We start from the raw sequence: 1,720 nt of genomic DNA, 5'->3' as shown, positions 1-1,720 counted from the left end.
GAGCGCGGTGGCCGCCTCCGTCAGGAGCGCGGCACGGTCGGTGTCGCCCGACGCCGCCGCCTGCGCGGCACCGGCGTCCAGGACCCGCGCGCCCACCTCGAACTCGTTACCCAGGACGTCGGCGCCCTGGCCGGCGTCCATCTTCTTGACGATGCCGCTGTTCCACGTGGCGAACGGGTCGGACCACGCCTCGACGCGGAACGACCACATCCCGGGGGCGTCGGTGGTCAGGAGCGCGTGGACGGTGTCCGCCTCCTTCCCGGGGACCATCGTCGTGCGGGAGGAGGCGCCACCGGGTCGGCGGACCACCAGGCTCGCCGACAGCGCGTCGTGGCCCTCCCGCCACACGGTCGCCGAGATCGGCAGCACCTCACCCACGACCGACTTGGCGGGGAACCTCCCGCAGGAGACCAGGGGGCGGACCTCGTCGATGGCCAGACGGTCGTTCACGTCGGTGCTCCTCTCGGCTGCGGGCTCCGGGGTGTGGACGCCTCTACGACACGACGCTATCGAAGCGGGCGCCGATCCGGCAGGGGCGTGGCGTGGGTGTTCACGCGCTCGTGCCGTGTTCCTCGGCACCCGGCCACCGGGGAGGGGGTTAGATGGGGGTCGTGAGAACGCCTATCGAGACCGACCCCGACCTCGTCCTGGATCTGACCGACGTCTCGCTCCGGAGGGACGGGCGGACGCTCGTGGGACCCGTCACCTGGCAGGTGGAGCTGGACGAGAGATGGGTCGTCCTGGGGCCCAACGGTGCGGGCAAGACCTCGCTGCTGCGCATCGCCTCGGCGCTCGAGTACCCGAGCACCGGCTCGGCGGTGATCCTCGGTGAGCAACTGGGTCGCACCGAGGTCACCGAACTCCGGAGCCGGGTGGGGTTGTCGTCCGCCGCGGTGGCCGGCCGGATCCCGGGCGACGAGGTGGTCGAGGACCTGGTGGTCTCCGCCGGGTACGCCGTGTTGGGGAGGTGGCGGGAGGCCTACGACCGGGCCGACTTCGACCGCGCGGCGGACACCCTGGAGATGATCGGGGGCGAGCACCTGGCCGACCGCACCTGGGGGACCCTGTCGGAGGGCGAACGCAAGAGGGTGCTGATCGCCCGCGCGATGATGACCGATCCGGAACTTCTCCTGCTGGACGAACCCGGAGCGGGCCTCGATCTGGGTGGCCGGGAGGATCTGGTCGCCCGTCTGGCGGACATGGCTCTCGACCCCGACGCCCCGGCCACGGTGCTGGTGACCCACCACGTGGAGGAGATCCCCCCGGGTTTCACCCACGCGATGCTGCTCTCGGAGGGCGGGGTGACGGCCACCGGGTTGATCGACGACGTGATCACCTCCGAGAACCTCAGCCGCGCCTTCGCACAGTCGATCGTCGTCGACGCCATCGACGGACGGTTCTTCGCCCGTCGGGCGCGTCGGTCCGGCCGGCACCGGCGTCCATGAGCCGCGTCTGCGACCCCGTGACGACCTCACCCGCGGACGTCCCGGTCCGCGAGGCCGCCACGGTGGCCCTGGTGCGTGACGCCCGAGTGGGCGGGGGAGTCGAGGTGTTCCTGCAGCACCGCGTGGCCACCATGCAGTTCGCGGCCGGTATGTCCGTCTTCCCCGGAGGCGGCGTGGAACCGCGTGACTACCGGGGCTCGAGGCCCTGGCGGGGCCCGGATCCGGGCTGGTGGGCCGAGGCGTTCGGGATCGACGACGCCCGCGCGGCCGCGGCC

At 72.4% G+C, this 1,720-nt stretch carries 2 protein-coding genes and 1 pseudogene; 2 read left to right on the top strand and 1 reads right to left on the bottom strand.

Translation table 11 applies throughout. The features are described from left to right. Positions 1 to 450: maltotransferase domain-containing protein (locus G6026_RS13505; RefSeq protein ID WP_182613466.1), on the bottom strand; the 450-nt coding region annotated here is incomplete at its 3' end. Positions 451 to 602: 152 nt separating this feature from the next. Here G6026_RS13505 and G6026_RS13500 point away from each other — a divergent pair. Next, entirely contained in the window at positions 603 to 1,445 is an 843-nt protein-coding gene (locus G6026_RS13500; protein ID WP_107756709.1) for an ABC transporter ATP-binding protein, read from the top strand. Then, positions 1,442 to 1,720, top strand: a pseudogene (locus G6026_RS13495) (NUDIX hydrolase); the annotation flags it as partial. The gene G6026_RS13500 and the pseudogene G6026_RS13495, both read left to right, overlap by 4 nt.

This window comes from Dietzia sp. DQ11-38-2 (assembly GCF_014145055.1).
Classification (GTDB): Bacteria; Actinomycetota; Actinomycetes; order Mycobacteriales; family Mycobacteriaceae; genus Dietzia.
The sequence above is the reverse complement of the archived record's forward strand: the minus strand, read 5'-3'. Positions and strand labels throughout refer to the sequence as shown.